General features: G+C 40.5%; 1 protein-coding gene. It reads left to right on the top strand.

Annotated features, from left to right (window positions below; translation table 11 throughout):
- Window positions 1-234: hypothetical protein (locus AOA61_RS00260; protein WP_218197299.1), on the top strand; the 234-nt coding region annotated here is incomplete at its 5' end.
- Between the last annotated feature and the right edge of the window lie 8 nt (window positions 235-242).

Below are 242 nucleotides of genomic sequence, written 5' to 3'. Positions count from 1 at the left end.
GTATATGACATGCCAGAATTTATTGAGTATGAAGATTCTTACTTCGGTGGCATTCAAACAGCTGTGATTTTCTCGGAAGCAGCGCAAGCAGTAGTACCTGTTTACAAAGGAAGACAGTTCCAACCTGTGGATGACGAAATTAAAGAAGCATTTGGTGATGTAGCAGGTGGTTCGGATGCAGAAGAAGCTTGGAACAGTGCGCTTGATAGAATTCAAAGAATTGCAGATAGATAACGTTTAAA

This window comes from Pseudomonas sp. 2995-1, from assembly GCF_002742505.1.
GTDB lineage: Bacteria > Pseudomonadota > Gammaproteobacteria > Pseudomonadales > Pseudomonadaceae > Aquipseudomonas > Aquipseudomonas sivasensis.
Note: the sequence above shows the minus strand (reverse complement) of the source record. Positions and strands in the feature narration are given on the sequence as shown.